The following is a 24,072-nucleotide window of genomic DNA, read 5'->3' as shown; positions in this document are numbered from 1 at the left end:
GGATTCGTGAGCAGCCGGAGCGGGTGGGGCCGTCTGGCATTTGCCATGATCGCCGGGTTACGATGCGCGTCCCAACCCACGCCGCTGGCATGAGTGCCGTTCCATGAATTTTGATCGCAAGACAGCCTGGTCTCTGGTCCGGGGCCTGTTGGCCGCAGTCCTTGTTTTTGCCGTTTGCGCCGGCCCCATGCGGGCCGCGAGTTTCCAGCCGCTCGAGATTGCGACCAGGAACGGCGTTCAGGTGTTCTCCGTCGAGATGGCTACGACCGAGGAGGAGAAGACGACTGGCCTGATGTACCGGAAGGAGCTCGCGGACGGGAAGGGGATGCTGTTCGACTTCTCGCCCGAGCAGGAAGTGACGATGTGGATGAAGAACACCTACATCTCGCTCGACATGATCTTCATCGCCGCCGACGGTCGCATTCTAAGGATTGCCGAGAATACCGAGCCGCTGTCGACCAAGATCATCCCTTCGCGCGGTCTCGCGCGGGCCGTCTTGGAGGTGCCGGCCGGCACGGCGCAGAAATACGGCATCCGCCCCGGCGACCGCGTCGCGCACCCGCTGTTCGGCGGCAAATAGAGCCGAAATCGGCGGCGCACAGCCGCCTTGCTGGCGGCCCCTGAAGCGTGTATCGACGGGGCCTGCTGGACATTCGGGGTATAGCGCAGCCTGGTAGCGCGGCAGTTTTGGGTACTGCAGGTCGTTGGTTCGAATCCAGCTGCCCCGACCAGCAATTTCAAATGCTTACGGTACACTAAGCAGGTCTTTCCTTCCCAGGATTTCGAAGGGGAAGACCATGGGAAGGCATGTGAGAGCGCGCCTGCCCGTTCCGCCATCGCCCCAGTGACAAACAGGCCGGGCAAGGCCTTTGGCGGAGTTGCCAGGCTCCGCCGAGCATTACGCTTGTTCAGCCAGTATCCATCTCCGCTCTCGGGAAATCCGCTTGCGCGCGCTTTGAGGCTGCCCGAACATCTTTGGGTCGAGATCTGGGCGAGGAGAAATGACGTGGTGCAGACCATTCATTCAGACATGATCCGAAAGCTGGTTGCCGTCTCACTGGTTCTAGGCAGCACCAGCGCTCAAGCGCAAAACTGCATGCAGTATCCCCCCGGTCCTTTCCGCCGTCAGTGCGCCGAAGCAAACCATCCGCAGCTCGATGCAAAGATAGAACGGTGCAAAGAGGAGGCCCGAGGAATGGGTCTCAGTGGGGGCAAGGGACAGCCCGCCCTTAAAGAGTACGTGCAGGCGTGCATGCACCGCCGATAAGCGCGAGGGTGTTCCACAGACGCACCGCGGGGCAGGTCCGCGCACCACCCATCCAAAGCCCTCGCCGAGAAACTGTCATTTTCCAGGTGATCCCGACGCCTGTTTCGGCGGGGAGCCGCGTTGAAGGAAAGGGCGGATCGTGCATCTTGCGTTGCGCCCGGCAACATAGGCGAGGCTCCCATGTCGATCACGGCGATCGGTTCGGTCTCCAGCGCAGCGGCAACGTCTCAGTCCGCGGCAAGCTCCTCTTCCTCGGCGACATCGTCCACATCGGCGACGAGCTCGTCCTCGGCAACTGTATCGTCTTCCCAGTCGGCAGGCGGAAGTGGCGGAGCAGACAGCGGTAGCGGCAGCTCAGCCAAAACCATCGTCAGCGAGGTCTCCACGACCGTGAACGGGATCACCACCACGGTCATCACCTATTCCGACGGCACGACCGAAGTCCAAACCTCGGTCAGTTCGCAAGGCGGCCAGAACCAGGGCGGTCAGTCCAACCAGGCTGGCCAGACCTACACGGCTCAAGGCACGCTCGGTACGGCCTCTGGAAGCACCTGAGGCAAAAGGGCGAGACCGGGAACGCCGGTCAGCCGACGCGCGCGATCGTCTCGCACAAGCGCCTGTTCAAACCTCTGGTTCCCGTTTGCAGCGCATCGCGACTTCTGCGCGATTTTTCAGACAGTTGCCGCCTCAGCCGCGTGCGAAATAATCGAGGCTTTGTCGAACCTTTGGGGTCCGCAATAGACATACGGATATTGGGGATTTGAGCGCCCAATACCTAAACGGACGCCGCCAAGCGACGATATTCCGCTTGTGCGGCGTCGCGCTTTTCAGAGCCGACAGATCAGTCGTGCATCTCAGCTTGACGCGCACCAACCCGCAGGGAAGGGGATGAACGGCCAGACCGTCTTGTTGTCGTTCGCTGCATCGGGAAGTGCCTTGGCGGCTGGTGCGGCGGTCGCCGCCGACGGCGGAGCCGCGGCCACCAGGTGCAACCATACGCATTGCAGATTCACGTTGAGCAAATTCATGCTGAGCAAATTCATGTCGATCAACCCGGACAGCAGGTGTCTCAAAAACTCAATTCAGTTCGAAATCGTCAGACGTCTCAAAACGGCGCGGTCATCTCAAATCTGATGCGCATTCTAGAAAAGACCGGGCATTGTTTCAACCCGTCACGGCCTGCACATCTACGGCAGTTAAGGTTGACCAGTTAGGTTAAGCACGCGCTCGTGTTGCGGCCATTTCGTCGACTGTTATCAAATCGGGCACCGGCTCGCCGCTGTGCCTACGAACGTGGCTCACACAACATCACAGACATGGCGGCGCTTTTGTTTCTCGCGAGTTTTCGTCATGGTTTTCGATCGCAGCTCATCCCCTGATTTACGATCCAGTTGGACCGAGATCTGGCATTTGTGGACCATTATCGTGCCAAGGCGCTCGATCAATGGGCAGCTGGTCTACGGCAAGGTCTGGCGCCGCCACGATGGACGTCAGTGGATCTACAAGAAGTTCACCGAATATAGCGAGGACGAAGCGGCCTGAACCGTCCGCTTCGCGTTTGCTCGCTCAGCCCGCCTTCGCAGCGGTAGCCGCCGGCTTCGCCGTGGCGGGCGGCTTCAGCGGTTTGTCCTGCCGCTTCGACCAGGAGATGTAGTAGGCGACCGTGGTCATGATCGCGATTCCGGCAATGCTGACGAAGAGCTGCGCGAACAGCGACCCCGAGCTCATCGACAATTCGAAATGGCCGACGAAGGACAGGAACACGCCGACACAGAACACGGCGAGCGACTGCTGGCCGCAGACGATCACGGGATCGAAGATCTTCCATTCCAGCCCCGGCCAGTCCTTCGGCACGAAGCGGATCACCAGGATCACGATCACGACGAAATGGATGAAGCGATAGGGCGCAAGGTTGGTCTTGTCGTTCGGGTTGAACGCTGAGAACAGCCACTCCGGAAACATCGCGCCAAGGTTCGAGAAGCGGCCCGCCATGGTCATGATCAGCGCGAAAAGCAGATAGGCAAGGCACAAATAGAGCGTGACGTTCGAATTGATCAGCGTCATCGAGCGCCGCGCTCCGCCCATCGCGCACCAGGCCCCGAACACGAACAGGACCTGCCAGCAATACGGGTTGAAATACCATGTGCCGGCCGGGTAGGCGGTGAGATTCCAGCCGAAATGCCGCGCTGCCAGCCAAAGGGCGATGGACAGCCCCATCGTGAGGTCCGGCTTGCGCAGCATGAACCACAGGACCGGCGGGAATAATCCCATCAGCACGATGTAGAGCGGCAACACGTCGAGATTGAGTGGCTTGAAACGAAGGAACAAGCCCTGCCGCAGCGTCTCGGTGGCGTTGTCGACGAGGCCCGCGACATTGAACTCATCGATCATGTCGGAATCGCCGAAGCGCAACGCCAAATAGCTGATCGCGGCGATGTAGATCACGAACAGGATGATGTGGGCGACGTAGAGCTGCCACACGCGCTTGGTCAACCGGGTGGCGCCGACGATGAAGCCGCGCTCCAGCATCATCCGCGCATAGACGAAGGATGCGGTATAGCCGGAGATGAAGACGAAGAGGTCGGCGGCGTCGCTGAAACCGTAATTTCGCGTCGTGATCCAGTTCACGACGTTGTCGGGGATGTGATCGAGGAAGATCGCCCAGTTCGCGACCCCGCGAAACAGATCCAGCCGGAGGTCACGGCCTTTTTCGGGAAGCGTTGCGTTGATGTTCAGGAAGGCCATTCGAAGCGGACTTTCGAGGAGGAAACACAGAACACGAGGGGCGCGGGCCAGGCGCCAGATCAGCCGTACCGCGGGGCCAGGCTGCCGGTCCGCGGTGTACGCGGGGCGAGATTGTCACGGCGCAGCATAATGACTATACCCGTTGGCAACGCTACCCCCAGGATTGTGGAATCACCGTTCAAATTCCCGATACGGTGTTCTCTATACTATCCGGGTGGTTTCCACCAATAGCTTCGGTGACGCATAGAGTTAGACCGAATAGACGTTAGAGGGGTCCGGCCGTCCAATGACCGCACGCATTTTCAAGCCCGCCAAGAACGCGATGCAATCGGGCAAGGGGAAGACCCGGGAATGGCAGCTCGACTATGAGCCGGAGCAGCCGCGCGCGGTCGAGCCGCTGATGGGATGGACCTCGTCGGCGGACATGAAGCAGCAGATCACGCTGCGCTTCGAGACCAAGGAGGAGGCTATCTCCTATTGCGAGCGCAAGGGCATTGCCTATCAGGTTATCGAGCCCCAGGAGTCGATCCGCCGCCCGGTCGCCTATGCCGACAATTTCTCCTTCCGCCGCGGCGAACCTTGGACCCACTGATCCGGACGCACTGAGCGCCAGCTTCCCCTGGAGACCTTGGCAGGGATTTTCTCGCGTGCTTCGCTGAGCGAAGCGTGACGGGATCATGACGAGGTGGGTATGGCCGGGCGTTACCAGCTCGACGGCGTCGATCTGAGGATATTGTCGGAGCTCCAGGAAGACGGCCGCGTCCGCAACAATGAGCTGGCGCATCGTGTCGGCGTTTCCGCGCCGAACTGCCTGCGGCGGCTTAAATCCCTGGCCAGCCGCGGCGTGATCAAGGCGGTCCGTGCCATTCTGGACGAGCGGCTCCTCGGCTATGAGGTAGTCTCGTTCGTCGCCATCCAGCTCGGCAGTCAGGCCCAACCGGTTCTGGAAGCCTTCGAGATCTCCATTGCCGCCATCCCGCGCATCCAGCAGTGCTGGCGGATCTCCGGCGATACCGACTATCTCCTGAAATGCGTGGCCCCGAACGTCGAAAGCATGCGGCAACAGCTCCTGCATTTCGCCGCCATGCCGAACGTGAAGAACGTCCGCAGCTTTCCCGTGCTGGGCGTTGCCAAGGACGTACCGCTGCCGGTGCTAGACGTCGCTGCTGCGGCGCCGGCTGTTTGATCAGATCTGAGTCCCGGAGCGCGGCACGCTATCTGGCTGAGCGGAGATATCTGCATTCAAACGCACCTAACGGTACCTGGTGCGAAACTCGCGCGGCGAGGTGCCGGTCCAGTTGCGGAAGGCGCGCGAAAAACTCTTTTCGTTGCGGAAACCGGCGATCTCGGCGATCCGCTTGATCGGCGTACGGCCACGCATCAGGGCTTCCCTGGCGAGTTCGAGCTTTGCCTCTTCCTTCAATGCGCGCAGCGAGGTCGTCTCGTCGTGCAGGCGACGATGCATGGTGCGGGTCGACAGCGCAAGCTCACTTGCGACATCGTCGGCCGTGAGTATCCGACCTCGTGCACCGCGTAGCACGCGCCTGATCCGCTCCACCATCAGACGGTCGCGCCGATAGGGCAGCACGGTCAGGCGCAGCGCCCCCTTCAGCATTTGATCAAGATCGGACGGGCTGCGCTTCAGCGGCAGCGCCAGGTATCGCTTGTCGAAGGTGATGCTGGCGCGCTCCGCATCGAAGCGAACGTTCTTGCAGAAGATCGTCGGATAAACCGAGACGTGACTCGGCTCGGCATAGGGAAATTCCGCCGCGCGGAGCGCGATCGCGGAGTCGACGGCCCAGCAGGAGAAGCCGAGCACGTAGCGCAGCAGCGTCACCAGGCAGAATTCGCGCAACGTCCCGAGGTCGCCTCGCTCGTGAATACAGATCACGGCAGCGTCGCGGTCGACACTAAGCTCGAACAGCACGTCCTCGGTGAGGATGCGATGGTGCCGGCACCAGCGCTTCAGCGCCACCTCGAGATTGGGGGCGGTGATCGAGGCCCGGCACAGCATGCCATAGGTGCCCCATGGCAACCGGCGTGAGAACCAGCCGAGCGCCTCGTCGTCGAGTTCGCGCATGGCATGGCCCGCCAGGGCCTCGAACTGGGCCGCGGTGACCCGCCCGTCCGCCGATCTGATGAGGTCCGCGGGCACCTGGCTCCTGGCTAGGGCCTCGGCCGCGTCGCGGCCATATCTGGCGTAGGCCGCAACCACCCCGCGCACGAAGGCCGCCGGTGTCACGGCGCGGCGAGGAACCGCTGCGGTGGCTTGAAAAGGCATGCCGAATCCTCGCCAACTATGGCGGAAAATGCAACCTTTTCGACGGCCGGAATGCCCGATCGGAGGTAGGTTGGCGGGCAAGACAAGATCGGAGGAGCAGCCCATGAACATTCCGAGCATCGATTTCGACCTGGGCGAAGACATCGCCATGCTGCGCGATACGGTGCGCGCGTTCATTGAGGCCGAGGTTGCGCCACGCGCCGCCGAGATCGAGAAGGCGAACCTGTTTCCCGCCGACCTCTGGAAGCGCTTCGGCGATCTCGGCCTGCTCGGGATGACCGCGCCGGAGGAATATGGCGGCGCCAATATGGGCTATGTCGCCCACATCGTCGCCATGGAGGAGATTTCGCGCGGCTCGGCCGCCGTAGGCCTGTCCTACGGGGCGCATTCCAATCTCTGCGTCAACCAGATCCGCCGCAACGGCAATGACGCGCAGCGCCAGCGCTATCTGCCGAAGCTGATTTCCGGCGACTATGTCGGCGCGCTCGCGATGTCCGAGCCGGGCGCCGGCTCCGACGTCGTGTCCATGAAGCTGCGCGCCGACAAGCGCGGCGACCGCTACGTCCTCAATGGCTCCAAGATGTGGATCACCAATGGCGGCGACGCCGACGTGCTCGTCGTCTATGCCAAGACTGATCCGGATGCCGGCCCGCGCGGCATCACCGCCTTCCTGATCGAGAAAGGCGTCAAGGGCTTTACGCACGGCCAGCATCTCGACAAGCTCGGCATGCGCGGCTCCAACACCTATCCCTTGTTCTTTGACGAATGCGAGGTGCCGGCCGAGAACGTCCTGGGCGGCGTGGGCGAGGGCGTCAAGGTGTTGATGTCCGGCCTCGACTATGAACGCGCCGTGCTGTCCGGCGGCCCGCTCGGGATCATGGCGGCCTGCATGGATGCCGTCGTGCCCTACATGCACGAGCGAAAGCAGTTCGGCCAGCCGATCGGCGACTTTCAGCTCATGCAGGGCAAGCTCGCCGACATGTATTCGACCTGGCAGGCGACGCGCGCCTATGTCTACGCGGTGGGGCGCGCCTGCGACCGCGGCGGTCACGCGCGCAGCTTACGCAAGGACGCTGCCGCGGCGATCCTTTACTCCGCCGAGAAGGCGACGTGGATGGCCGGCGAGGCGATCCAGGCGCTTGGCGGTGTCGGCTACACCAGCGAATTTCCGACCGGGCGTCTGTGGCGCGACGCGAAACTCTACGAGATCGGCGCCGGCACTTCGGAAGTGCGTCGCATGCTGATCGGCCGCGAGCTGATGGCCGAGACGGCCTGAACGCATTTGGAATTGCCGCGAAAATGGTTCACCCTGTTGCGGCATCTCACCAGGTCAACAGAAGCACTGGACACATGCCGCTCCATTCCACCATCGATCCTTCATCATCGGATTTCGCAGGCAATGCCGAGGCGATGCGCGCGCTCGTCGCTGACCTCCGTGAAAAGCTCGCCCAGGTCGCCGGCGGCGGCGGAGAGGCTTCGCGCAAGCGGCACACCGCGCGCGGCAAGATGCTGGCGCGCGAGCGTGTCGATCTCCTGGTCGATCCCGGCACCGCGTTTCTGGAGCTTTCGCCACTTGCCGCCTATGGCCTCTACGGCGGCGACGTGCATTCGGCGAGCGTCGTCACAGGAGTTGGGCGGATCTCGGGGCGCGAATGCGTCATCGTCGCCAATGATGCCACTATCAAGGGCGGCACCTACTACCCGATGACGGTGAAGAAGCACCTGCGCGCACAGGACGTCGCGCGCCAGAACAATCTTCCTTGCGTCTACATGGTCGATTCCGGCGGCGCCTTCCTGCCGATGCAGGACGACATCTTTCCGGACGAGCGGCACTTTGGCCGCATCTTCTATAATCAGGCGCAGATGTCTTCGCAGGACATCCCGCAGATCGCGATCGTGATGGGCTCCTGCACCGCCGGGGGCGCCTATGTGCCGGCCATGTCGGACGAGAGCATCATCGTGCGCAATCAGGGCACCATCTTCCTCGGCGGCCCGCCGCTGGTGAAGGCCGCGACCGGCGAGGTCGTAAGCGCCGAAGAACTTGGTGGCGCCGACGTGCATTCGCGGCAGTCAGGCGTCACCGATCATTACGCCCAGAACGATGCGCATGCGATCGGCATCGCGCGGCGTATCGTGGGTACGCTCAAGCCGGCGATACGGCCGAACCTCAACATGCATCCGCCGCGCGATCCGCTGTTTGCAGCGGAAGAGATTTATGGCGTCGTGCCGGTCGACGGCCGCAAGCCCTTCGACGTGCGCGACATCATCGCGCGCATCGTCGACGGTTCGGAGTTCGACGAGTTCAAGAAGCTCTACGGAACGACGCTGGTCTGCGGCTTCGCCCATATCTGGGGTTATCCGGTCGGCGTCATCGCCAATAACGGCATCCTGTTCAGCGAGAGCTCGCTGAAGGGCGCACATTTCATCGAGCTGTGTTGCCAACGTGGCATTCCCCTCGTGTTCCTGCAGAACATCACCGGCTTCATGGTCGGCAAGAAATATGAGGCCGGTGGCATCGCCCGCGACGGCGCCAAGCTCGTCACGGCGGTGGCGACCGCTTCGGTACCGAAATTCACTGTCGTGATTGGCGGCTCCTACGGCGCCGGCAATTACGGCATGTGCGGGCGCGCCTACTCACCGCGCTTTCTCTGGATGTGGCCGAACGCGCGCATCTCGGTGATGGGCGGCGAGCAGGCTTCGATGGTGCTGAGCCAGGTCAGGCGCGACAACATCGAGGCCAAGGGCGAGAGCTGGTCGAAGGAAGAGGAGGAGAAGTTCCGCAGCCCCATTCGTGCGCAGTATGAAAGCCAGGGGCATCCCTACTATGCGACGGCGCGGCTGTGGGACGATGGCGTGATCGATCCGGCCGATACGCGGCTCGTGCTGGGACTAGGGTTGTCAGCGGCGTCGAACGCGCCGATCGAACCTACGAAATTCGGCCTGTTCAGGATGTGACGCAGGAACTGATGATGGACCGCTCAAACCTCTACCGGCGCTTTCGCACGCTCCTGATCGCCAACCGTGGCGAGATCGCCTGCCGCGTCATCCGCACCGCGCGCGCCATGGGCCTGCGCACTGTTGCCGTCTATTCCGATGCCGACCGCGACGCGATGCATGTTGCGCTGGCTGACGAAGCCGTTCTGCTTGGGCCGGCGCGGGCGCGCGACAGCTATCTCAATATCGAGCGGCTGATCGAGGCCGCGCGGAAAACGGGCGCCGAGGCCGTGCATCCCGGCTACGGTTTCCTCTCGGAGAATGCCGAGTTTGCGCGGGCCTGCCTGGATGCTGGATTGGTCTTTGTCGGCCCGACCGCTGGAATGATGACTGCGATGGGTTCGAAATCCGGCTCGAAAGCGCTGATGGAGAAGGCCGGCGTGCCACTGGTGCCCGGCTATCACGGCGAGGCGCAGGACGATGCGACGCTTGCGAAGGCTGCCGACAAGATCGGCTTTCCCGTGCTGGTGAAGGCCTCCGCCGGCGGTGGTGGTCGCGGCATGCGGATCGTGCGCTCTTCGGCTGAACTCGGGCCTGCGATCGTCAGCGCCAAACGGGAAGCAAAGGCTGCGTTCGGCGACGACACAATGCTGGTCGAGAAATATGTCGACAATCCCCGCCATATCGAGGTGCAGGTGATCGGCGACAGCCACGGCAATCTGTTGTCGCTGTTCGAGCGCGAATGCACGCTGCAGCGGCGGCACCAGAAGGTGATCGAGGAAGCGCCGTCACCGACGCTCAATGCCTCACAACGCGAGACGGTCTGTGCCGCCGCGCGCAAGGCCGCCGGTGCGGTGAACTATGTCGGCGCCGGCACCATCGAGTTCGTCTCGGACGGCAAGGACGTGTTCTTCATCGAGATGAATACGCGTCTCCAGGTCGAGCATCCCGTGACCGAGTTGATTACGGGGATCGATCTCGTCGAGTGGCAATTACGCGTCGCCTTCGGTGAGGCGCTGCCGCTGAAGCAGGATGAGATCCGCCTCAACGGGCACGCCATCGAGGCGCGCGTCTACGCGGAGAATCCGACCAAGAACTTCATGCCCTCGGTCGGCACGATCTCGACCTGGCGCTTACCCGAGGACGCCGGTGGCCTGCGCATCGACGCCGGCTATCGCGCGGGCGATACCGTCTCGCCCTACTATGACGCGATGCTCGCCAAGGTGATCGCCTGGGCGCCGACGCGGGATGCGGCGATCGAGCGGTTGAACCGCGGGCTCGAGAATTCCGACGTCCGCGGCATTGTCACGAATATTCCGTTCCTCTCGGCGCTGATGGCGCACCCGAAGGTGCGGTCGAACGCGATCGATACCGGCTTCATCGAGCGGGAGCTTGTTGGGTTGACCGCCGCGGGCGCTGCGCCCGGCGAGTTCGAGCTGTGTGCGGCCGTTGCAGCCATCGTCAATGAGGAGAGCAGGGCCGCTCAGAACGATGCGAATTCGCCCTGGCGGACCTTTGGCTGGCAACCGGTCGGACGTCGCCAGCGCAGCTTCGCCTTCCGCGTCAGCCACGGACCGGAGCAGAAGATTTCGCTGAATTACGGCAGCGGCCCCTCGACGCTCGTCATCGGTGAAAGAGAGCTGGCTTTCGCGACCGTACTGAAAGAGGGTGGATTCGATTTGACGCTCGACGGCGTCAAATCGTCGGTCACGGCTGTTATCGATGGTCACGAGCTCTATCTGCGCACGCGCAACGGTCGGTTCGATCTGCACTGGGTGGATCCGTTCGGCGGCGAGAGCGAGGAGCATGTCGGCGAGGACAAGATCGCGGCGCCCTTGCCGGGCACCGTCGTGGCAGTGCTGGCGGAGGAGGGGGCCAAGCTCGAGAAGGGCGCACCGATCCTGACGCTGGAGGTGATGAAGATGGAGCAGACGCTGCGCGCGCCGTTTGCGGGTATCTTGAAGGCTATCAAGTGCAAGGTCGGCGACATCGTGCAGGAAGGCGTCGAGCTTGCAGAGGTCGAACCGATCGGCGAGTGAGATCATGAGCGACGAGGTCCACATCATCGAAATGGGGCCGCGCGACGGCCTCCAGAACGAGAAGACGCCAGTCAGCGTGGAGGCGCGCATCGCCTTCGTCGAGGCGTTGGTCGCAGCCGGCCTTCATACCGTCGAGGTCGGCGCCTTCGTCTCGCCCAAGGCGATCCCGCAGATGGCCGGCTCGGATGCCGTCCTGCGCGGCGTGAGCCACGTGAAAAATGCTGAATTCCACGTGCTGGTGCCGAACGAGAAGGGCTATGACGCCGCGCGTGCAGCAGGCGCGAAGGTCGTCTCCGTGTTCGCTGCAGCCTCGGAAGGATTCTCGCGGGCCAACATCAATTGCACGGTCGCCGAGTCCATCGAGCGGTTCAAGCCGGTTCTTGCCCGCGCCAAAGCCGAGAGCGTGAGAGTGCGCGGCTATGTCTCCTGCGTGCTGGGCTGTCCCTTCGACGGCGAGATCAAGCCGAAAGCCGTCGCCGATCTCGCCGAGACGCTGTGGGATCTCGGGTGCTACGAGATTTCGCTGGGCGACACCATCGGGGTCGGCACGCCGACCAAGGCGAAGGACATGCTGCGCGCGGTTGCCGCGAACATTCCGACCTCCCGCCTCGCGATGCATTTCCACGACACCTATGGCCAGGCGCTCGCCAATCTTTATGCGGGAATGGAGGAGGGCATCCGCGTCATCGATTCCGCCGCCGGCGGGCTTGGCGGATGTCCCTACGCTCCCGGCGCCACCGGCAATGTCGCGACCGAAGATGTTGTCTACATGCTCGAGGGCATGGGAATTAAAACCGGCATCGACATGGAGAAGCTGCTTTCAGCGACGAACGAGATCAGCCGACTGCTGGGCCGGACCCCGGTGAGCCGTGTCGCATCGGCGCTGAATGCGAAGCGAAGGCGAACTGCGACCTAGTTCTTCGTCATTGCGAGCGTAGCCAAGCAATCCAGAGTCCCTCCGCGGAAAGATTCTGGATTGCTTCGCTGCGCTCGCAATGACGGCGGAAGAGAGTGTCACCTGCTCCCGTCCGGCCCCATCACGAGGTCGGGCAGCCAGGTCGATATCTCCGGCACGAAGCAGAGCAGGAGCACGGCGCCCATCATCAACAGCACGAAGGGCAGCGTGCCCCAGATCACCTCGCTCAGGGGGATGTCGGGTGCGACATTGCGGATGACGAAGATGTTGAGGCCGACCGGCGGGTGGATCAGCCCCATCTCCATCACGATGGTCATGACGACGCCGAACCAGATGATGTCGAAATTGGCGGCACGCAAGGGCGGCAGGATGATCGGGGCGGTCATCAGGATGATCGAGACCGGCGGCAGGAAGAAGCCGAGCACGATCACCATGGCGAGGATCGCGAACAGCAGGCCCCAGCGTGGCAGGTGCATCGCGACGATGGATTCGGCGGCCGACTGCGAGATGTGCAGATAGCTCATCACGTAGGAATAGAGCAGCGACATGCCGATGATCATCATCAGCATGGTCGATTCCCGGATCGTCGACTTCATGATCGGCCCGAGATCGGTCGGCCGCCAGACGCTGTAGATCATCGCGATCAGGGCGAGTGCGAGCAGGCCGCCCAGGCCCGCAGTCTCCGACGGAGTAGCATAGCCGCCGTAGAGCGCGATCATGACGCCCGTCAGCAGCAGCACGAACGGAATGACGCGCGGCAGCACGCTGAAGCGTTCGGCGAGGGTGAACTCGTCGCGGGTCAGGATCGCCGTCTCAGGCCCTCCCTTCTTGTAGGCGGCTTCGGCCGCCGCATATTCCTGGCGGAAGCGGATGACGGCATAGGCGCCGAACAGGCTGACCAGCAAAAGCCCGGGGCCGATGCCCGCGAGGAAAAGGCGCCCGAGCGATTTTTCCGCGGCAACCGCAAACAGGATCATGGTGATCGAGGGCGGCAACAGAATGCCGAGCGTGCCGCCGGCGGCGATGATCCCGGCGGCAAAGCCACCGGAATAGCCGCGCTTGCGCATCTCGGGAATGCCGGCCGAGCCGATCGCGGAGCAGGTCGCGGGCGAGGAGCCCGCCATCGCGGCGAACAGCGCGCAGGCGAAGACGTTGGCGACGCCGAGGCCGCCGGGCACGCGATGCAGCCAGGCATGCAGGGCCGAGTAGAGATCCTGGCCGGCGCGCGACTTGCCGATCGCCGCCCCCTTGAGGATGAAGAGCGGGATCGACAAAAGCGTGATCGAGGCCATTTCCTCGTAGACGTTCTGCGTCACCGTATCGAGCGAGGCGGCGGGCATGTAGATGCCCATGAACACGACCGCGACCGCGCCGAGCGCAAACGCGATCGGCATGCCGGAAAACATCGCAAATAGCGTCGCCAGCCCGTAGGACAGGCCGATACCGAATACGCTCATCGGCACATGCTCATCGACGTTTGGCTCCGGTGAAGGGAAGCGCGAGCTGCACCAGGATCTGCACGCAGAGCAGGCTCATGCCGAGCGCCATCAGGCTGTAGGGAATCGCGAGCGGCGGCGACCACATCGAATTCGAGACCTGGCCGTCGACATAGGCCTCATGGGTGAGCGTCCAGGACTTCCAGGTGAAAAAGGCACAGAAGAGCAGGGTCGCGGCGTCGACGAGCCAGAGCCGGATCCTGTTCGCGAGGGGCGACAGCAGCCCGACAAAGGCCTCGATGCCGATATGGCCGCGATTTTGCTGCACATAGGCAGCCGTCATGAAGGTGGCGCCGACCAGCAGGAACACAGCCGCCTCGTCCTGCCAGTAATTGGCGGCCTTGAAGAGGGCGCGGCTCAGCACGCTGTAGCTCAGGATCGCGCAGGCGGCGACCAATGCAAGCGCAGCCAGCACGACGATGATGCCGTTGAGGACGGCCAGACCGCGATCGAGCACCGCCGCAAGCCCATGGCGTGCGGCGGCAGCGACCGGGTCGTCACGATCCCCTAGCGGACCGTGCATCATGCCGAGACTTCGGAGGCGAGCTTGAGCAGGCTCGCTGCAGTCGCGGTCTTCGCGCCATAGTCTTTCCAGGCGGTATCGCGGGCGATCTCGCGCCACTTGCCGACGGTCGCCGCGTCGAGCGCGCTGACCTTGGCGCCGGCTTTTTCATAGACCTTGGCGACCTCGATGTCGTCGTCCTGGGCGCCCTTGCGGCCGAAGGCTTCGAGCTCGGTGCCGACCGCAAGCAGGATGTCCTGATGGTTCTTCGGCAGCTTGTCGAAGATCGCTTTCGACATCATCAAGGGCTCGAGCATGAACCAGTAGGAAGCGCCGGCGCCCGAGGTGAGCGATTTTGCGACTTCTTCAAGCCGGAACGAGATCAGGCTGGTGGAGGAAGTGATGCCTGCATCGCATGCGCCGGTCTGCATCGCGGCGTAGATTTCGTTCGAGGGGACCGAGAGCACGGATGCGCCGGCGGTTTGCAGCACCATGTCCATCTCGCGCGAGCCGCCGCGCACCTTCATGCCCTTGGCATCTTCAGGCGCGACGATCGACTTGGAGCGGCTGGCGACTCCGCCGGCCTGCCAGATCCAGCTCAAGAGGATGATGCCCTTGTCGGCGAGGAAGTCGGAGAGTGCCTTGCCGACCGGCTCCTTCTTCCAGCGCATGCCCTGGTCGTAGGTCGTGACCAGACCGGGCATGAGGCCGATATTGGTCTCCGGCAATTCGCCGCCAGCGTAGGGCATCGGATAGAGCGAGATGTCGAGCGCCCCCTTGCGCATCGCCGAAAACTGCGCGTTGGTCTTGATCAGCGAGGAGTTCGGATAGATTTCGGCGGCGATGTCGCCATTGCTGCGCTTGGCGACCTCGGCGGCGAACATGCGGCAGAGACGGTCGCGGAAGTCGCCCTTGTCGATCGTACCACCCGGGAATTGGTGCGAGATCTTGAGCGTGGTCGCGGCCTGCGCGGTCCCGATGCCGAAACGGAGAATGGCTGGCGCGGCAACAGCCGTCGCGAGAAGGTGGCGTCGCGTGAACATGGAATGATCCCCTTGAGCGGTTCTTGATTGGGTCTTGAGGCCGGCGTGTGGCCCATCCTAGCTGGTCCTGCGCCCGATATTCTCTCATCTGATAGTTCGAGACCGGATGCGGCGGCAAGTCGCGGGCATTTGCTGCGGTGCACACGCTCCTTCCGGTTCCGCCGCACTAGCACGGCCCACGCGGGCGAAATTGTGTCGAGCTGGAAACGGAAGCGGGGCAAGGCGCCGAAAAAATTAGAATGCCCGTGTAACAACGTAGCCGGCCGGCCCGTCGAGCAGGAGTAGCGGCATCCGTCGCTGGCAACCTCCATCCTCGAAGGGAAGATCAACCATGACCATTCGCACCCGCATCGCCCTCGGCGTCTCCGCTGCCGCTCTCTCGCTCAGCCTGGCGCTCGCGCCGGCTGCCTTCGCTCAGGACAAGATGGGCAAGGACGACACCATGAAGAAGGACACGATGTCCAAGGATGGCATGAAGAAGGATGCCATGTCGAAGGACGACGGCATGAAAAAGGATACGATGTCGAAGGATGGCATGAAGAAGGACGACGGCGGCATGATGAAGAAGAACTGATCGCGCCGTGATCGTCATTCCGGGGCGCGCGCTGCCGCGAGCCCCGGAATACGCAGTGACACATTGTGGAGGCGATACGGTTGGGCTCGCGCTCGCGCGGTCCCGTCGCATCGCCACGGTGTGACGCTTACTTCCGCTTGCCCTTGGCCTTGCGGGCGGCGTAGCGCGCGTCGCGTTTGGCCTTCTGCTCGGCTTCGAGCTCGGCCAGCTTGGCGGCCGCTTCCTCAGCCTCGCGGGCAATCCGCGTGGCCTCCGCAGCGGCGGCCTCTTCGTCAAGCCGCTTCTGCTCAGCCTTTTCTGCCTCACGTGCCGACTTTACTTCGGCACGCTTGGCGGCAATCGCCTCACGCTCGGCACGCCGTGCCGCCACTGCGGGGTCGTCGTGCCCCGGCTGCGATTTGAATTTGTTCAAAAGATTTTTGCGGGCGTCCTGTGCCGCCTTTTGCCGGTCTGCGAAGCCGGGTTCCCTGAATCCACTCATCGAACGAGCCTTGTCTTCCTCGCTTTCAATCCTACATCAGCACTTGTGGGTGCGGCGGCCCGCGAACAGATGCGCGCCGCGCGACGAACAAGCGTGTACATCTATGCGCGTCGCGAAGCCACCCATAATCGCAGCCTATCAGGTCGCGAAAAATCGCTGGAATCGCCGATCTTTCGTAGTCCGGAAAAACTGCCGAATTGTGATCCCCCTAACAAGGGAGCACGGGGGCGGCGCCTAGTGTCCGCACCGAGACGAACGGAGCTACGGCGATGACTATCTTCCGGCTGCCTTTGCGAACGCTCGCGATCACATTTGCGACAGTGGCGCTCGCCGGCATCGCAGTCTTCCTGGCCCAGCCCAAACCCGTCGAAAGCGGCTTGCTCGGCGCCGAATGGCAGTGCAGCCGGACGGCGTTCGTGCTGACGACCTGCGCGCCACGGGTGCAGCAGGCCACCTCGGCATCGAACAAGGTGGCGCTCCGCGCACCCAAGCCCTGAGCGGGGTGTGACGTGGCGACGCAGAGATGCTAAGGGGCGGCAACCCACGGCTTCACCTTGCCATGCCTGATACCCAGCCCAACTCACAATCAAAGCAGCAACAAAGGCCGCCTGGCGACAATCGCCGCGGCGCCATCGCCGGACTGATCATCGCCGTGGTCATCCTCGGCGTCGGCCTCTGGCTCGCGCGGGATCTCACCGCTGCCAGCAAGATGCAGGATTGCGTGATGTCGGGACGCACGAATTGCAACGTGATCGAGCCGGCGCGCTGACGCGGCGGACGAAAAATTGCCGTGATCTTAACCATTTGTAACGGGACATCGCTGATCAACGGGATCAGCTTTGTCCGTCGGCATCAACCGGATCCCCAATTGTTGGGCGTCCGGACCACGGCGATGACAGATGAAAGTTACAGGTAAGGGGTAGGCACCAATGCGTGCATCCAGCCGGATGAAGATTATCATTCCCTTGGTTTCGGCCGTGTCGCTGTTCGCGCTTTCGGCGCAGGCGCAGGACTCGAACGTAGAAAGGGGCGGCCAGCGGCCGGGAGCGGGTGCACCGCCCCACGCCAATGCTCCCTCGCGGGTCGCACCGCCGCAGCAGGCCACACGAGTCGCGCCGCCGCAGGGCGCACATCAGGGGGCGCCCGGCAGACCGCCACAGGGGCATTATGTGGCCCGCGGACCGGTACCGCAGCGCGACTGGGGTGGACACGCCTATCGCGGCAATCTCGCCTGGGACGGCGGACGCTGGCGGCATGAGAACCACAATGGCCGCTACGGCTGGTGGTGGGACGTCGGCGGGGTCTGGTATTATTATCCGGAGCGCATGGACGGGCCACCCGCCTACGTCTCCGAAGAGTACATCGACGACGTACCGGTGGCCTATGCGCCGCCGCCCCCGGCCTATGCGCCGCCTCCGCCGCCTGCTCCGGCAGACCCGGGCGCGAGTGCGCTCGGCGGGGCCATCGTCGGCGGCGTGCTGGGCGGGCTGATCTCCGGCAACGCGACCGGTGCGGCCGCAGGCGCCGTCCTTGGCGGCGCGACCGGTGCGATTGCCGGCGCAACGGCTGCGTCGCAGCCGGGCTATTATTGGTCCCAGGGCAATTGCTACTACCGCTATCCAAGCGGCCAGTACGTGCTCGCCGATCGGCGCGCCTGCTACTGACCTGCTGATTGATCCGCGATCCGACCGAGGCGGGCCCGAGGCCCGCCTCTTTCGTTTTGAATTGCGGTGCGTCGGGGCGAGCAGCCGACAAGCGTTGTTAACTGGCCTTCCGTTATGAAGCGCCGATGAGGTCTCCCACGCGCCTTCCCCGGATCCTGTACGCCGCGCAGCTCTGTCTGGCGGTGCTCGCGGCCGGTCCGGTGCACGCCGGCGCCACCGATGATACGGCTGCCGACGTCACCGGCGCGGTCACGTCGGACAGTGTGGAGGCTCCCTCAGCCGCGAATGCCGAGCCGTTTCCGGCGCGCGCATCCGTTCGCGCACTGATCGAGAAGGAAGCCGCCAAAACGAAACTGCCGCCCGATATCGCGGAAGCCGTCGTCTTCGTCGAAAGCCGCTACGATTCGACGGTCATCGGCCGCGTCGGCGAGATCGGGCTGATGCAGGTCAGACCCGAGACGGCGGCCATGCTCGGCTTCAAGGGTACCACGGCCGAGCTCGCCAGACCCGAGATCAATATCCACTACGGCGTGACCTATCTCGCCAGGGCATGGCGGCTGGCGCAGGGCGACCTCTGCCGCGCCCTGATGAAATACCGGGCCGGGCACGGCGAAGAGACCATGACGGCGCGCTCCGTGATCTACTGCAATCGCGCACGCAACCGTCTGATCGCGATGAACTCGCCGTTCGCGGCGCCAGGCGCGGCGGCGGCAGTCGTGCCGGATCCCGAGCCCGCGCGGGCCCTCTTGAGCGCCAAACCGCAAGCGCGGCCAAAACCGGTCAAGCCGACCGACGTCTATGCCACCTACAAACGCGGCACGGCAGCGGCCAGCCGCGCATTCTGGACCGCACATGAAGCGCGTGTGCGCGCGATCAAGGCGCGGATCGAGGCCAAATGGCGACGCGTGGCGTCGCGTTAGGCAATCGGCGTGGCTGCCTGAGTCCCGATCACGTGGACACGGTCGCTCGACGAGCGCTGTGCATACTTCGGCGGCGCACAACAACTGCCTGAAATTTTCTCTGGCGCTCCCGGCCAGTTCGCGGTTTTGATCAAAGAAAAAACGATGGAATTAGATTCACGGGGAAACGGGACATGCTGGACGCTATCCAGATCAGCGTTGCGCTTTGGGGAATGATCGTGTGCGGCAGCATCAAGGCCGCGCAACTCGCGCCGCATCTTTTCTAGAAGATCAGCCAACTCACCACGGCTACTCCGGCCCAGATCAGGCCACCGATCCAGGCGACCATGACGACGGCGATGGTCGCGAGATAAGCGACGCCGAGCAGATCACGGCTCGGGCGCGGCGCCTGTGCGTCCGCGTCCGTGGCTCCTGCTTCGGCGTCGTGCGTCATGGCGGGGAGGGCTGTCGGTTGATGCGTCGTTGGCGGGACCGCGGCCGCAACTTCGAACGGCCGCGTGGCCTGCCTTTTAGCCGAGGAATCTCGCCGCCTCTGTGATTAAATTCACAATCGCGGCCGCGAGCCGTGAACTGTCGTCAACACGATCTCAGCGGTTCAGGCGGCCCGACCCCAGTCGGGCGAGGCAGCAACGGCTTGCAGCTGTCGCTGCAAGGTCGCAACCGTCGCCTGCAGGTTGTCGCGGCGTCCCCGCAGCGTCACGGCCAGCATGGGATAGGCATGGTTCGCGGGATCGGACACGCCGGCCTTGTGCTCCTCTTCCTTGATGTCGGAATCGAGGAGTTGAACCCTCCATCTGAGGTCGGCGATCAAGGCATGGAGTTGTGTGGCGGCGGTCGCTTCGAAGCGGGACATCGGCTGCATGGGCTTGCCTCACTGTGAAACAGACCCACGGCGGGTCTGACTGATTGGGCATGGCTGAGCAAAGCGAATGCCAGTTTGAAGGGAGAGGGGCTGCCCGCATCTTGCTGCGCTGCGGCGTTAACCAAACCTGCGCTAACGATGGAACCTGGACGCTGCCGGGGGCTAAACTGGCGTATCGGTCCGGGCTGCTCGGACCGGCTGCGTTGTGAGCTGGGGTATGCGTCATGTCCAAGGCCATCGAGCTGATCGTCAAAGGTTTTGCGCGCGTCAGAGATCGCCAGTCGTTGGAAGACCTGCGAATGCACAGGCGGCGCCTCGCCGTCGATCTGAAGTCCATCAAGGGGTTCGACTGTCGCCAGTCGATCGCGCAGATCGACGACGATATCGCGGTGATCGAGAGCGGCCTGAAAAGCCTTGAAGAGCCGGCTTCGGCGATTGCGAAAGAGCTTTAGCTGCTTCCGACTATTCCGATTATCCGGAAAATGGGCGCGGCGACACCGCATTCATACGGGGCGAAATGTCATGCCCTTGTCCACTTTTGCGAGTCATGATCGCCGTCATGAGTGCGGAGTATGACCCCGAGAGCGAAGCCGAGGCGGCGATGAAGCGCGCTGCGGCCTCCGAAGGCGCCGACCGGCAAAGGCTGATCCAGCTTGCGCTGGCCTGGCATCAGCTCGCGCGCGAGCGGCGTGAGAACGACGCGGAGTAGGGACCTCCCGCGACGGCGCCTCCGGTGTGCTGGAACTGTTGGCTCCTGACCGACTTGCCTTGCTGTGTCGACGACCGCCGACTGTCGGCACGTGGGAATGGCGGCCTCGGTGTGATGCCCCCGTACCAGCCGAGGCCGTTTCGGCTTGACGACGGACGCCGACGATGCGGCGATCTTCACATCGACCACTTCGCTCGAAGCAGGCGCGCATGAGCGTCGCCTGGTTTGCGATCGTCGCCGTGGCGGGCTTCGTCCTCTTCCTGTGCATTCATTTCGGCGAACGTGCGCAGCAGGCGGCCATCGATCAGCTCTCGACGCCCCCATCGCAGTCGGTTGGCCAGGGAAAGTGATCCCGCGGATCCACGGGACCGGACATCGGCCGTTCGCGCCTTGCGCCTTTTTGCGAAAACGACCCCATGCACGAGAGGTCCCGGCCGTCCGTACGATAGTACCGGCAATGCTTGCCCCGTGAAGCACCGATTCATGGATGGCTTTGAACGGCGAGCCGGTCGTCGCCTCGCTTCCGAAAGCGCCCGCGACACCATGTGACGGAGCATCATTCGTCACGCGCGTCAGCTTACGAAAAACGGCAGGGGCTTCCGCCGCCGCGGAAGGGATGCCTGTCGTGGACCTCTAACGATGGTCTCTTGTTCGACGCCTGCGTCCTGTCTGTTTACACGTTACACGCCGTAGAAGATCTTGATTCCCCACAACACGATGATGATACCCAAGATCAAACTGGCTGCCGCCAGTACACTTTCCAAGGAAGCGACTCTCATTTTACTCTCCGCTTCCCAGCCCCACTTGCGGTCTAGGTGATTCGCGGAATCCCCGACAATTGTACGCGCGCCCTGTCGTGACGTTCTCTCGTCGACAGTGATGTGCGCGCCACAGCCGTAGTTTTTCGGGGGGCGGGGGCCGGTTGCTACGTGCTGCGATACCAGCTCGCCAGATTCCACGTCGTGACGTCCCACCCCGAGATGTCGGCCATGAGGTTGTTGACGCCGGCGCCGACGAGGTTGCGCGAGAGGAGCGGCAGGAACACATTTGCCTCGCAGAAGGACTCGTCGACCTTGATCAGCAGCGCGGCGCGCTTGACCGGGTCGAGCTCGATCTGCGCGGCCTTGTAGGCCTTGTCGGTCTCCGGATCGGACCAGCGCGAGATGTTTCGGCCGAGCCATTTGTTCTCCTTGTTGGCGATCTCCCAGGAGACGCATTGGTTCAGGAGCCGCTCCGGATCGGGCTGCGGCTGCGTCGTGTTGTACATCTCCATGTCGGCATAGAATTTCGAGTAGGTGTCGGGATTGCCGACGTCCGACGAGAAGAACACTGATGCGGTGACCGACTTGAGCTCGATCTCGATGCCTGCGCGCTGGCAGGCCTGCTTGATGATCGCTTGCGCCTTCTGGCGCGGGCCGTTGATCGAGGTCTGGAAGACGAATTTGAGCTTCTTGCCGTCCTTCTCGCGGATGCCGTCCGCGCTCTTTGTCCAGCCAGCCTCGTCGAGGATCTTGTTCGCTTTGTCGACGTCGAACGCGTATTTGAGCTTGCCCGACTTGAACTGCGCAGGCTGGTTGACAAAGCTTGCCGTCGCGATGCCGCCACGGCCGTAGATGAATTTCTGGATCGCCTCGCGATCGATCAGGAGGTTGATCGCCCGGCGAACGGCCGGATCGGACAGCGTCGGGTGTCTGGTCTTGACGCTGGAACGCTCGCCGTCGACCTCGGTCCACGGGTCCGTCGTGTTGAGGATGATGAACTCGACGTTGCCGGAGGGGGTGACGTCGACCTTGCCTTTCCCGCTGGCCTCCATGCGCTTGAGGACCTCATCCTCGACCAGCAGGTTCCAGGCGTAGTCGTATTCGCCGGTCTGCAGCACCGCGCGCGCCGCGGAGACCGCGTCGCCGCCACCCTTGACCTCGAGCGTGTCGAAATGCGGCTGGTTCTTCACGTGATAGTCGGGGTTGCGTTCGGCCCGGATCATATCGCCCGGCTTGAACTCGACGAACCTGTAAGGGCCGGTGCCGACCGGCCTCAGATTGCCCGGCGCTTCGCGCGACTTCGCGCCGACATAATCGCCGAAATGATGTTTCGGCAGGATCTGGCCGGTCGCGCCGACAAAGGCATCGGCCCAGAACGGGGTCGGGGCCTTGAAGATCACCTTGACGGTGTGGTCGTCGATCTTCTCGACGGCGATGTCCTTGTAGGCCCCCGTGGTGTAGACGGCGGTCGCGATGTCCGCGGCGTATGCCCAGGTAAAGACCACGTCGTCGGCCGTGAAGGGCTTGCCGTCATGCCACCTCACGCCCTGTTTCAGCTTCCAGATCACGCTCATGCCGTCCGCCGCAACGCCGCCGTTCGCCTTGGTTGGGACCTCGGCGGCGAGGCAGGGAATGAGGTTGCCCTCTTTGTCCCAGCCGGCGAGCGGCTCGAAGAAGATGCGCGAGGCGATCTGGTCCTTGGTGCCAATCGCGAAATGCGGGTTGAGCAGGGTCGGGGCCTGCCAGAGCAGGATCTTGAGCGGGCCGCCGCCGCCGGCCTTGGTCGGCTTGTATGGCAGCGTGGCGTCTGCCATCGCCACATCGTTCCAGGCCAGGATCTGGCTCACGACAGGCGCTGCGATCCCGACCGCGGCCATCGTCTGGATGAACGAGCGTCGCGACTGCGTGCCTTGCTTCACCTCAGCGACGGCCTTGCGGATTTCGTTTTCGTTCATCGGATGATCTCAGCCTCTCGAAGAAAAGTCGTCACCGGCTGAAGAGCATCATGTTTCAACATGAACGAGGCGGCAATGGAACACCGACAAGACAAGCGCTGCCGGGCTCGAAATGCCAGTCCCCCCGGCAGCGCCTTGTCTCAAAACCGGGCACTGAAATCCCGGTTGGCTATGAAATAGCAAGGCTCATGCCACAGGTTTGTGACACGTCCGAAGCGTGCCAATCAGTAGTAGGGACCTCCATACGGGGGCCCGTAGAAGCGAGGCGGAGGCGCATAAGCGGGTGGATATCCGTATCCCCCACCATAATAGGGGTCCCCATACCCGACGTCCGGAGCGTAGCCGTAGGAATAATAGGGATCGTAGTAGCCGCCACCATAGTAGGGGGCAGCAAGCGCGCCTGCGATCAGACCGCCCGCAAGAAGTCCTGCGCCGACGCCCCAGCCTCTTCCATGCCAGCCTCCACCACGCCAGCCGCCACCGTGCCAGCCACCAACCCAGCGAACCTGTACCGTGTTCTCAGTTGATTTCGCCAACCCGGAAAGGGCTGATAGCGGAGCTGCAGAAGCTGGCGCACTGACCAACGATATCGTGCCGGCAAAAAAGAGCGCGGCGGCAGTTTTCAGGGTGCTCATGGATCATCTCCACTCGTAAGAGACAAACGCTTGACCAGCCAACCCTGCAAAACGCGCCGCGTTCCCTGTGGTCGCTGCCGGTCACAAGCTTGCGACCGCCCGCCTTGACCGGCTCCTCGACGCCCGCGCCATCGCGGCAGGGTTCCGTCCAGCCTGAGTGCTGTCAGGTCGGTGCCATTTTGGGCTCTGCCCGCCGGAGACTGGTGCCGTGTGTTCTGCAAGCTCGGCAGACAAACCGGGGCTCGAGGTCAGAGAACCGGATTTCGTCGGGCCATCGGTCAACCGCGT

29 protein-coding genes and 1 tRNA gene are annotated in these 24,072 nt (G+C 63.3%); 19 read left to right on the top strand and 11 right to left on the bottom strand.

Annotated elements, in window-relative coordinates; translation table 11 throughout:
- Nucleotides 1–103 precede the first annotated feature (103 nt).
- Complete coding sequence (locus ACV1FX_RS07820) at nt 104–580, top strand: DUF192 domain-containing protein (protein ID WP_473116968.1); 477 nt, start codon at nt 104–106, stop codon at nt 578–580.
- Nucleotides 581–654: 74 nt separating this feature from the next.
- A tRNA-Pro gene (locus ACV1FX_RS07815) sits at nt 655–731 on the top strand.
- Nucleotides 732–1,494: 763 nt separating this feature from the next.
- Here the strand turns inward: ACV1FX_RS07815 and ACV1FX_RS07810 are convergent.
- On the bottom strand, nt 1,495–1,683 hold the full coding sequence (locus ACV1FX_RS07810) for a hypothetical protein (RefSeq protein ID WP_473116967.1): 189 nt from the start codon (nt 1,681–1,683) through the stop codon (nt 1,495–1,497).
- Here ACV1FX_RS07810 and ACV1FX_RS07805 point away from each other — a divergent pair.
- The 3 genes from ACV1FX_RS07805 to ACV1FX_RS07795 all read left to right on the top strand — a co-directional run bounded on the left by ACV1FX_RS07805 (nt 1,658) and on the right by ACV1FX_RS07795 (nt 2,809).
- Nucleotides 1,658–1,822 (top strand): hypothetical protein, encoded by a 165-nt coding sequence (locus tag ACV1FX_RS07805; RefSeq protein WP_473116966.1) that lies wholly within the window; start codon nt 1,658–1,660, stop codon nt 1,820–1,822. The two genes, ACV1FX_RS07810 and ACV1FX_RS07805, sit on opposite strands and share 26 nt — an antisense overlap.
- Nucleotides 1,823–2,155: 333 nt before the next feature.
- Nucleotides 2,156–2,401, top strand: a complete 246-nt coding sequence (locus tag ACV1FX_RS07800) for a hypothetical protein (RefSeq protein WP_473116965.1) — start codon at nt 2,156–2,158, stop codon at nt 2,399–2,401.
- Nucleotides 2,402–2,617: 216 nt separating this feature from the next.
- Nucleotides 2,618–2,809, top strand: a complete 192-nt coding sequence (locus ACV1FX_RS07795) for a hypothetical protein (protein ID WP_473116964.1) — start codon at nt 2,618–2,620, stop codon at nt 2,807–2,809.
- Nucleotides 2,810–2,833: 24 nt separating this feature from the next.
- Here the strand turns inward: ACV1FX_RS07795 and ACV1FX_RS07790 are convergent, their stop codons facing one another.
- The gene (locus ACV1FX_RS07790) at nt 2,834–4,012 is read right to left on the bottom strand and encodes an OpgC domain-containing protein (protein ID WP_473116963.1); all 1,179 of its coding nucleotides are present in this window, start codon (nt 4,010–4,012) and stop codon (nt 2,834–2,836) included.
- A 286-nt stretch (nt 4,013–4,298) separates the two neighbouring features.
- Between ACV1FX_RS07790 and ACV1FX_RS07785 the strand changes: the two genes are divergently transcribed.
- Together ACV1FX_RS07785 and ACV1FX_RS07780 are read left to right on the top strand one after the other, a co-directional pair.
- Nucleotides 4,299–4,604: an ETC complex I subunit gene (locus ACV1FX_RS07785; RefSeq protein ID WP_473116962.1), complete on the top strand. Its 306-nt coding sequence runs from the start codon at nt 4,299–4,301 to the stop codon at nt 4,602–4,604.
- A gap of 99 nt (nt 4,605–4,703) precedes the next feature.
- Nucleotides 4,704–5,198 carry an Lrp/AsnC family transcriptional regulator gene (locus tag ACV1FX_RS07780; RefSeq protein ID WP_473116961.1) on the top strand — a complete coding sequence of 165 codons (495 nt, stop codon included), beginning with the start codon at nt 4,704–4,706 and terminating at the stop codon, nt 5,196–5,198.
- A 66-nt stretch (nt 5,199–5,264) separates the two neighbouring features.
- On the opposite strand, the gene ACV1FX_RS07775 is transcribed toward ACV1FX_RS07780, so the two are convergent.
- Entirely contained in the window at nt 5,265–6,293 is a 1,029-nt protein-coding gene (locus ACV1FX_RS07775; RefSeq protein WP_473116960.1) for an AraC family transcriptional regulator, read from the bottom strand.
- 103 nt (nt 6,294–6,396) lie between these two features.
- Between ACV1FX_RS07775 and ACV1FX_RS07770 the strand changes: the two genes are divergently transcribed.
- From ACV1FX_RS07770 to ACV1FX_RS07755, 4 genes are all read left to right on the top strand, one after another.
- Nucleotides 6,397–7,569, top strand: coding sequence for an isovaleryl-CoA dehydrogenase (locus ACV1FX_RS07770; protein WP_473116959.1), 1,173 nt, complete (start codon nt 6,397–6,399; stop codon nt 7,567–7,569).
- Nucleotides 7,570–7,643: 74 nt separating this feature from the next.
- Nucleotides 7,644–9,248 carry a carboxyl transferase domain-containing protein gene (locus tag ACV1FX_RS07765; RefSeq protein WP_473116958.1) on the top strand — a complete coding sequence of 535 codons (1,605 nt, stop codon included), beginning with the start codon at nt 7,644–7,646 and terminating at the stop codon, nt 9,246–9,248.
- Nucleotides 9,249–9,262: 14 nt separating this feature from the next.
- On the top strand, nt 9,263–11,266 hold the full coding sequence (locus ACV1FX_RS07760) for an acetyl/propionyl/methylcrotonyl-CoA carboxylase subunit alpha (protein WP_473116957.1): 2,004 nt from the start codon (nt 9,263–9,265) through the stop codon (nt 11,264–11,266).
- Between the two features lie 4 nt (nt 11,267–11,270).
- Nucleotides 11,271–12,182, top strand: coding sequence for a hydroxymethylglutaryl-CoA lyase (locus ACV1FX_RS07755; RefSeq protein WP_473116956.1), 912 nt, complete (start codon nt 11,271–11,273; stop codon nt 12,180–12,182).
- A 98-nt stretch (nt 12,183–12,280) separates the two neighbouring features.
- On the opposite strand, the gene ACV1FX_RS07750 is transcribed toward ACV1FX_RS07755, so the two are convergent.
- The 3 genes from ACV1FX_RS07750 to ACV1FX_RS07740 are packed head-to-tail and all read right to left on the bottom strand — an operon-like array spanning nt 12,281 to nt 15,223.
- Nucleotides 12,281–13,639 carry a TRAP transporter large permease gene (locus tag ACV1FX_RS07750; RefSeq protein WP_473116955.1) on the bottom strand — a complete coding sequence of 453 codons (1,359 nt, stop codon included), beginning with the start codon at nt 13,637–13,639 and terminating at the stop codon, nt 12,281–12,283.
- A gap of 10 nt (nt 13,640–13,649) precedes the next feature.
- Nucleotides 13,650–14,204, bottom strand: coding sequence for a TRAP transporter small permease (locus tag ACV1FX_RS07745; RefSeq protein WP_473116954.1), 555 nt, complete (start codon nt 14,202–14,204; stop codon nt 13,650–13,652).
- On the bottom strand, nt 14,201–15,223 hold the full coding sequence (locus ACV1FX_RS07740; protein ID WP_473116953.1) for a TRAP transporter substrate-binding protein: 1,023 nt from the start codon (nt 15,221–15,223) through the stop codon (nt 14,201–14,203). Before ACV1FX_RS07740 ends, ACV1FX_RS07745 begins: the two co-directional genes overlap by 4 nt.
- Before the next feature lie 331 nt (nt 15,224–15,554).
- Between ACV1FX_RS07740 and ACV1FX_RS07735 the strand changes: the two genes are divergently transcribed.
- The gene (locus tag ACV1FX_RS07735) at nt 15,555–15,797 is read left to right on the top strand and encodes a pentapeptide MXKDX repeat protein (RefSeq protein WP_473116952.1); all 243 of its coding nucleotides are present in this window, start codon (nt 15,555–15,557) and stop codon (nt 15,795–15,797) included.
- Nucleotides 15,798–15,924: 127 nt separating this feature from the next.
- Here the strand turns inward: ACV1FX_RS07735 and ACV1FX_RS07730 are convergent, their stop codons facing one another.
- A complete protein-coding gene (locus ACV1FX_RS07730; protein WP_473116951.1) occupies nt 15,925–16,278 on the bottom strand; it encodes a DUF6481 family protein in 354 nt (117 codons plus the stop codon).
- A gap of 269 nt (nt 16,279–16,547) precedes the next feature.
- Here ACV1FX_RS07730 and ACV1FX_RS07725 point away from each other — a divergent pair, with 269 nt between their 5' ends.
- The 4 genes from ACV1FX_RS07725 (at nt 16,548) to ACV1FX_RS07710 (ending at nt 18,862) form a co-directional block, all read left to right on the top strand.
- A complete protein-coding gene (locus ACV1FX_RS07725; RefSeq protein ID WP_473116950.1) occupies nt 16,548–16,775 on the top strand; it encodes a hypothetical protein in 228 nt (75 codons plus the stop codon).
- A 62-nt stretch (nt 16,776–16,837) separates the two neighbouring features.
- Nucleotides 16,838–17,047 carry a DUF2273 domain-containing protein gene (locus tag ACV1FX_RS07720; protein ID WP_473116949.1) on the top strand — a complete coding sequence of 70 codons (210 nt, stop codon included), beginning with the start codon at nt 16,838–16,840 and terminating at the stop codon, nt 17,045–17,047.
- 160 nt (nt 17,048–17,207) lie between these two features.
- On the top strand, nt 17,208–17,942 hold the full coding sequence (locus ACV1FX_RS07715) for a hypothetical protein (RefSeq protein WP_473116948.1): 735 nt from the start codon (nt 17,208–17,210) through the stop codon (nt 17,940–17,942).
- Nucleotides 17,943–18,067: 125 nt separating this feature from the next.
- Nucleotides 18,068–18,862 (top strand): transglycosylase SLT domain-containing protein, encoded by a 795-nt coding sequence (locus ACV1FX_RS07710; protein ID WP_473116947.1) that lies wholly within the window; start codon nt 18,068–18,070, stop codon nt 18,860–18,862.
- A 262-nt stretch (nt 18,863–19,124) separates the two neighbouring features.
- Here ACV1FX_RS07710 and ACV1FX_RS07705 read toward each other — a convergent pair whose 3' ends face one another.
- Both ACV1FX_RS07705 and ACV1FX_RS07700 read right to left on the bottom strand, forming a co-directional pair.
- Complete coding sequence (locus ACV1FX_RS07705) at nt 19,125–19,295, bottom strand: hypothetical protein (RefSeq protein WP_473116946.1); 171 nt, start codon at nt 19,293–19,295, stop codon at nt 19,125–19,127.
- A 162-nt stretch (nt 19,296–19,457) separates the two neighbouring features.
- Nucleotides 19,458–19,724 carry a hypothetical protein gene (locus tag ACV1FX_RS07700; protein WP_473116945.1) on the bottom strand — a complete coding sequence of 89 codons (267 nt, stop codon included), beginning with the start codon at nt 19,722–19,724 and terminating at the stop codon, nt 19,458–19,460.
- A 224-nt stretch (nt 19,725–19,948) separates the two neighbouring features.
- Here ACV1FX_RS07700 and ACV1FX_RS07695 point away from each other — a divergent pair, with 224 nt between their 5' ends.
- The 3 genes from ACV1FX_RS07695 to ACV1FX_RS07685 all read left to right on the top strand — a co-directional run bounded on the left by ACV1FX_RS07695 (nt 19,949) and on the right by ACV1FX_RS07685 (nt 20,783).
- Nucleotides 19,949–20,176: a hypothetical protein gene (locus tag ACV1FX_RS07695; RefSeq protein WP_473116944.1), complete on the top strand. Its 228-nt coding sequence runs from the start codon at nt 19,949–19,951 to the stop codon at nt 20,174–20,176.
- A 107-nt stretch (nt 20,177–20,283) separates the two neighbouring features.
- On the top strand, nt 20,284–20,433 hold the full coding sequence (locus tag ACV1FX_RS07690) for a hypothetical protein (RefSeq protein WP_198031917.1): 150 nt from the start codon (nt 20,284–20,286) through the stop codon (nt 20,431–20,433).
- Between the two features lie 209 nt (nt 20,434–20,642).
- Nucleotides 20,643–20,783 (top strand): hypothetical protein, encoded by a 141-nt coding sequence (locus ACV1FX_RS07685; RefSeq protein WP_473116943.1) that lies wholly within the window; start codon nt 20,643–20,645, stop codon nt 20,781–20,783.
- Nucleotides 20,784–21,358: 575 nt separating this feature from the next.
- Here ACV1FX_RS07685 and ACV1FX_RS07680 read toward each other — a convergent pair.
- Both ACV1FX_RS07680 and ACV1FX_RS07675 read right to left on the bottom strand, forming a co-directional pair.
- On the bottom strand, nt 21,359–23,149 hold the full coding sequence (locus ACV1FX_RS07680) for a peptide ABC transporter substrate-binding protein (protein ID WP_473116942.1): 1,791 nt from the start codon (nt 23,147–23,149) through the stop codon (nt 21,359–21,361).
- Nucleotides 23,150–23,373: 224 nt separating this feature from the next.
- The gene (locus tag ACV1FX_RS07675; RefSeq protein ID WP_473116941.1) at nt 23,374–23,784 is read right to left on the bottom strand and encodes a hypothetical protein; all 411 of its coding nucleotides are present in this window, start codon (nt 23,782–23,784) and stop codon (nt 23,374–23,376) included.
- Nucleotides 23,785–24,072: the final 288 nt, after the last annotated feature.

The organism is Bradyrhizobium ingae (genome assembly GCF_055791185.1).
This window is presented reverse-complemented; position numbering and strand designations above follow the sequence as displayed.